Here is a 6,454-nt window from a genome sequence, read left to right as displayed (position 1 = left end):
TGGATCAACAGCTTGAAATGATTCAGTTGAAGCAAGATTTAGGACAAGAGCTAACACCAGAAGAAGGGGACTTGCTGGAGGAGCACAGCTCCACGTATAGCTTGTTGGAGATAGCTCAGGTGAAACATGACTTAGGACAAGTTTTAACCCTAGAGGAACAAGAATGTTTGCGTCAACAGAACCAGTTAAAAGACACAGCTTCCTAACTTTTGAATAGAAATCTCTTAGAAGCTGATGTTTTAATACATTCTGTTTATTTAGAACTGTGTTCTAAATAAACAATAACTAATCATCTACGTAGGAGGAGACTATTATGCCACATAAAATTACCTTAACTGGATCAGCTACAGGACCCTTACGAGAATATGATCGCTACGTTGCTTTTGATATGCGTGAAAAAGGGTCACCATCTGCGCCTAAGGGATTAAAGAAGAGTACCTTTATTTCGTATACAGTGTTTGTTGCGAAGAAAGCCTTTAATAAAACTGGACTCACGAAGAAAAGCATCATGCATGAAAAGATTTTAATTCAAGGGGAACCAACGCTGGATATTCCGATTGATGAATGTCCTGGTGAGGTAGGGGTGATTTGTTTTCAAATTACTGTTCTCCCGAACAAAAATGATAAAGAAAAGAATCAGTCAGATGCGAAAAAAGAACCTAAACAAGAGGCTTCTACGGCTTCTGAAGTGCCACAGAACACAGAATCTAAAAAACAGGAAGAAGAGCAAGTACCTGTTTCTCAACCTGTAACAAAGGAAGAGAAGAAAGAAATAAAGACTATTCAGCCAGAAGTACAACAAGCGCCTACAGAAGAGAAAAAGGCTGTGGAAAAAAAGACAACACTATCCAACCAACCGAAGGGAACTCAAGATCTATTGAACTTTGATGATATTATCGTTCCTGAAGAGTTCTTAAAGACACGCCCAAACCCTGAGAAAACGCAAAAGGTTATCGATTTTGTGAAGCGTACAGGGCGTTTAGATGAGCCGTTGACGATTGAAAAAGGATCGAAGATCTTAAAAGATGGATACCGTCGTTATGTGGTGGCTAAAACAGTCAAAATGGATCAAGTTCCTGTTGTCTATGAATATCAAAAGTAAATAAATTGAGAGTAGAATGGTGTAGAGGGAGAACATCTTGACTTAAGATGAAAAAGAGAGCCAAAATATCAAGACATGGACTTGAATTATCCCATGGCTATGAGAATATAGGGCTGTCAATTATTAACGGTAAAACATGAATTTAAAAAATGTGAACGAAGATGAAAAGTGGTTACGGAAAGAAGCTAATGCAGGAGAAACCATTGCAATGAGGAAGTGTGGCACTCGTTTTTTTCATGAATTAAATAGGTGAACGCACTATCTTATCTGCAGCTAAAACTGTTCCTTAGTGCATTAACGGCAAAAAGACAAAATATCAAATATGGTCCTCTTATTATTTGAAGGTTTTTATGTATATACCTAGAATAGTTCTCTTGATAAGAGGAGGTGATCATATGTTGAGAGTCATAACCGCAGAAGCAGCATATACCACCGAAGAATTAGCCGATATACTTGGTTTGCCCATATCAACTATCCGAAAGTACAACTTCCATTTTGCCAAAATTGGTGTGCAATTTACTAAAAAACAAGGCAGATTAGCTTATACAAATGATGACGTTACCATCTTTCATGAACTAAAAAGAATTTATGCCTATCCTGAAATGACCTTAGAAAAAGCCGTTATAACCGTTGCAAAAAAATTTAACCTATTACAAATACCAGACACTCCACCTAACATTTCAACTGAAAAGCAAACCCTCAGCCTAGAACCACGTGAGATGCAAATGAAAGAGATACAAAGCTATATCGATGCAAAATTTGAGGAACGCGAACGTCAATTAATTTCAATGGCTCGTGAAATTCGGGCGTTAAAAAAAGCACAACAACAAAAGAAGAGTTTTTATAAGTGGCTAAAAACCTTTTTTGAAAAATGATTTGCTAGAATGGTTGTATCTTGTTATCTAATATTTACACAAAAAAACCTTTTCCTCCGCCTAGAGGGAGAGGTTTTTTTTGTGCGAAGTTTAATTTTAAAGAATATCGATAACAAAGACCGCCCAGTATGTATCAGTGTATAAGGCGGTCTTAACTGTATTCATGCTATATGATTATGACAAAAATCTCGACAAGATACATGAAAAGCTTATATTTCTTCTATTCTATGTATAAATTGCCTCTTTATGCTCATTTTCTCTCCAAGTTTGATTAGATTTGATAAGAAATGGACAGGCTAATAAAAAAGGAGAGTGATAGCAGTGTTTTGGTGGAAGAATCCTAAAAGAAGTAAATTTGGACGCTGGCTAGATCAAGAGGGGATAACTCAGGTGGAATTTGCAGAGAGAAGTAAAGTGTCAAGTAATACAATTTGGAGAATTTGCAACAAAAAAGACTATATACCATCGCCTGCAGTTTTGAAGAAACTTATGGATGCAGTAAAGAAAATGGATAAAAATAAGCAAATTCAAGATTTCTTTGATTTATAAACCCCATGTAAATGTTAAATAACATGGGGTTTATTGTTATATGGAAATGTAAATTATGTTGCAATATTCCAATTAAGGATGTTTTCAATAGCTCGCCTTCTTTTCGACTAGAACTACTTAATAAAATTTAATTAAATTAATCTAGAGCTCCTTTTAGAAAGAACTTGTTTATAAATTCTTATCTTTCAAGTTAATGTCCCCATATAATTGTTTTAGAGAAGAAACCTCATTTTCTATCAAATTAACTATCTTCAAGCCGGTATTCCTCCTTCTCCATGCTCAAGGTAAATGCTTTTTCCATTATATATTACATTGGCCATGTCCAGTGAATCTGCAATTTCTTGTGCTCTTTGTGCATCCACCTTTATCTAGACTCCTTTTTATTTATAAAAATGATAATATTGGTTTTTGATTAATTTTTATACATTTAATCTTCTATTTCAAAAAAGAAGGATGATCAATCTCCAATAAATACCTTATATGCTAGGAGCTTAAGTATTATATATACTTATATAATAAAAGCAGGAATTATCCAGATTTAGTTTTTAAAATTTATCTTTCAAGTAAATAGCTAAGTCTAATTATTCCCTATTAAATTCTAGGAGGATAGAGCAATGCGAATAATAATTGCCGATAGAGACTCTACAGAAAGAGTAGGTATTAAATGGTTAATAAATTCTTATTCTATGAAATTTAATGAAGTATGTTTAGTTGAAGATGCAAGGGAGTTTATTAAAGAATTTGAGAAAAGTGAACCAGATATATTGATTTTAGAGTTAGAAATGTTTTCGACTAACAGTTGGGAGATTATCCTAAGAAAAGTGGAAAATTACCAAGGGATTATAATAGCTATCACTACTGAGGCGATTTTTGAACGTGCCTGGCAAGCAATTCAACTTCAAGCTGTTAATTTATTAGTAAAACCATTGTTACCTGAGAAACTAAAAGAATCATTAGAAAAGAGTATGAAAAAGCTATCAAATTTTAAAGGAAAGCCTATTGATTTAGAAAATAAAGATGAAAATTATAGATATTACCAATCATTGATGATAGAAACTGATGTAAAGTTTTCCAAAGATTATAAAGGAATAATGATAATAAAACCAGAATATCCAGACGATTTAAAAGAACTTTATAAGTATATTAATGAGTATATATTTATGGAAACACCCGTTGTTTTATTATTTAGTGATTACATAGTATGTCTTTTTTCTATTTTTGAAATGGACAAGTTGTACATAGATTCTACTAGATTCATAAGTCATTCAATCAAATTACTGAACGGGGGAGTTTTTATTAGCATTGACTCCATAAATAAAGTTGAAGATTCTTTACATGCCTGTTATATGAGATGTATCCAGACGTTAAAAATGGTATTTTACAAGGGATATACACAAGTTATGAAAGCTTCTGAATTCCCGAGCTTTGAAGAATTTGATCCTTTATTAAATTCTGAAGAACAACGAATATGGATTAAAATGTTAGAGGGAGAAAACCTAATACCTATAAAAAATTGGCTTTATGATAAATTCACTAATTTTCCAAACGGATACCCTGAACCTGAGTTAATCCGTATTAGCCTTACTAGTATTCTTGCACAGATACGGAGGCATATGAAATCCTATCGATTAGAAAAAAATCCAGCATTAGAGGAACAATATAGGAACATTTTTAACATTGTTCTTAATTCTCCAGTACTTTTTAAAGTTGTACAAGAATTATTACTTTTTATTGATAAAATTCTAGAACAAGTTAAAACTCAGCAAAAAAATACTCAAAATGACTTTATTGAACTTGGTTTGAGGTTTATTGATGAACACTTCAGTCGGACAGATTTAAACCTCATAGTAGTAGCTGATTATGTTAATAAAAGCCCAAGTTATTTTAGTTATGTATTATCTCAGAGAACATCACAAACGTTTCAGCAATACCTTACGAATGTTCGGATAAATAAAGCTAAACATCTATTATCTACAACATCACTGTCAATTCAGCAAATTTCCTTTTCTATAGGTTTTTCAGACCCAAATTATTTCAGTAGGGTATTTAAAAATCAGACCGGTGTATCACCTTCCAGCTGGAAAAATCAAATATTTATCTAGATATCTAGTTATTTTACTATAATTAATGAAGAATTTGGCAATATTAAAGATTTCTATAGTTTTAATATTACTTATATTCTGATTATTATCTTCTGTTTCTGTTAGTTTTTTTAAAATAAAATATTAATTAACAGAAAGGGGACTATATGATGAATACTCAATCAGTTAACTTGCGCAAATACTGCGCTCCTAAAGGAATTGAATTAAATACAAAAGGTTGGGTCCAAGAGGCTGTTCTTCGTATGTTAATGAATAACCTCGACCCACAAGTAGCCGAACACCCAGAGAAATTAGTAGTATATGGAGGAATAGGGAAAGCAGCACGAAATTGGGATGCCTTTGATCGTATTGTAGCGACTTTAAAAGATTTAGAAGAAGATGAAACACTATTAGTACAGTCTGGAAAACCAGTAGCTGTTTTCAAAACTCATAAAGATGCACCACGTGTGCTTTTAGCTAACTCCAATATTGTTCCAGCCTTTGCTAACTGGGAAAAATTCCATGAACTCGATAAAAAAGGATTGATGATGTATGGGCAAATGACAGCCGGTAGCTGGATTTATATCGGAAGTCAAGGAATTGTACAAGGTACATACGAAACATTTGCTGAATGTGCGAAACAACACTTTAATGGTAGCTTAGCAGGTACCATAACTGTAACGGCAGGATTAGGCGGGATGGGTGGAGCACAGCCATTAGCTGTTACAATGGCAGGTGGCGTAGTCATTGGCATTGATGTTGACCGAACACGCATCGAAAAACGAATTGAAACACGTTATTGTGACATTGTGGTAGAAAGTTTGGACGAGGCAATTAAAATAGCTAAAGAAGCAAAAAAAGAAAAGAAAGCGCTTTCTATTGGGTTGGTTGGAAATGCAGCTGAAGTGCTTCCTCAAATGATTAAACGCGGCTTTATTCCAGACATTGTAACGGATCAGACATCCGCGCATGATCCATTAAATGGATACCTTCCAGTAGGCTTTACCTTAGAGCAAGGGGAAATATTACGTACCGAAAATCCTGAAGAATATGTAAGGAAATCTAAGGCTAGTATGGCTGTTCATGTTCAGGCTATGTTAGATATGCAGAAAGAAGGAGCCATTGCTTTCGATTACGGAAATAATATTCGTCAAGTAGCATTAGATGAAGGCGTAAAAGACGCGTTCAACTTCCCAGGTTTTGTACCTGCTTATATCCGGCCTCAATTCTGTGAAGGAAAAGGACCTTTCCGTTGGGTAGCTTTATCAGGTGATCCAGAAGATATTTATAAAACAGACGAAGTTATTTTACGTGAATTCTCATATAATACTCATCTTTGTAACTGGATTAAAATGGCGAGAGAAAAGATTGAATTTCAAGGATTACCGGCACGTATTTGTTGGTTAGGATATGGAGAACGTGCACGATTTGGAAAAATTATCAATGAAATGGTTGCATCTGGAGAACTTTCAGCACCTATTGTTATTGGTAGAGATCATTTAGACGCGGGATCTGTTGCTTCGCCAAACCGCGAAACAGAAGCAATGAGAGATGGCAGTGATGCTGTAGCAGATTGGCCTATTTTAAATGCACTAGTTAATACAGCTGCAGGGGCAAGTTGGGTATCCGTTCACCATGGTGGTGGCGTAGGTATGGGATATTCTCTTCATGCAGGTATGGTTGTAGTAGCAGATGGCACGGAAGATGCGGCTAAACGTCTTGAACGCGTATTAACAACGGATCCTGGTATGGGGGTTGTTCGCCATTTAGATGCAGGCTATGAGTTAGCCATTCAAACAGCCAAGGAAAAAGGCATGAACATTCCAACATTAGACTAAAGGAAACGG

At 34.8% G+C, this 6,454-nt stretch carries 6 protein-coding genes and 1 pseudogene; 6 read left to right on the top strand and 1 reads right to left on the bottom strand.

The features are described from left to right. From LAV82_RS29365 to LAV82_RS29350, 4 genes and pseudogenes are all read left to right on the top strand, one after another. Window positions 1-206, top strand: a pseudogene (locus tag LAV82_RS29365) (replication protein); the annotation flags it as partial. Between the two features lie 107 nt (window positions 207-313). Further along, the gene (locus LAV82_RS29360; RefSeq protein ID WP_499717484.1) at window positions 314-1,102 is read left to right on the top strand and encodes a ParB N-terminal domain-containing protein; all 789 of its coding nucleotides are present in this window, start codon (window positions 314-316) and stop codon (window positions 1,100-1,102) included. Window positions 1,103-1,497: 395 nt separating this feature from the next. Continuing rightward, window positions 1,498-1,977 carry a hypothetical protein gene (locus LAV82_RS29355; protein WP_499717483.1) on the top strand — a complete coding sequence of 160 codons (480 nt, stop codon included), beginning with the start codon at window positions 1,498-1,500 and terminating at the stop codon, window positions 1,975-1,977. A 321-nt stretch (window positions 1,978-2,298) separates the two neighbouring features. After that, window positions 2,299-2,526 carry a helix-turn-helix domain-containing protein gene (locus tag LAV82_RS29350; RefSeq protein WP_098563579.1) on the top strand — a complete coding sequence of 76 codons (228 nt, stop codon included), beginning with the start codon at window positions 2,299-2,301 and terminating at the stop codon, window positions 2,524-2,526. 251 nt (window positions 2,527-2,777) lie between these two features. Here LAV82_RS29350 and LAV82_RS29345 read toward each other — a convergent pair whose 3' ends face one another. Beyond that, window positions 2,778-2,888, bottom strand: a complete 111-nt coding sequence (locus tag LAV82_RS29345) for a small, acid-soluble spore protein, H family (RefSeq protein ID WP_307872080.1) — start codon at window positions 2,886-2,888, stop codon at window positions 2,778-2,780. A 252-nt stretch (window positions 2,889-3,140) separates the two neighbouring features. On the opposite strand from LAV82_RS29345, the gene LAV82_RS29340 reads away from it, so the two are divergent. After that, complete coding sequence (locus LAV82_RS29340) at window positions 3,141-4,628, top strand: response regulator transcription factor (protein WP_211080192.1); 1,488 nt, start codon at window positions 3,141-3,143, stop codon at window positions 4,626-4,628. 149 nt (window positions 4,629-4,777) lie between these two features. Then, on the top strand, window positions 4,778-6,445 hold the full coding sequence (gene hutU, locus LAV82_RS29335; RefSeq protein ID WP_499717482.1) for a urocanate hydratase: 1,668 nt from the start codon (window positions 4,778-4,780) through the stop codon (window positions 6,443-6,445). Window positions 6,446-6,454 lie beyond the last annotated feature (9 nt).

Source organism: Bacillus sp. ILBB4 (assembly GCF_035064545.1).
Taxonomy (GTDB): Bacteria; Bacillota; Bacilli; order Bacillales; family Bacillaceae_H; genus Priestia.
This window is presented reverse-complemented; position numbering and strand designations above follow the sequence as displayed.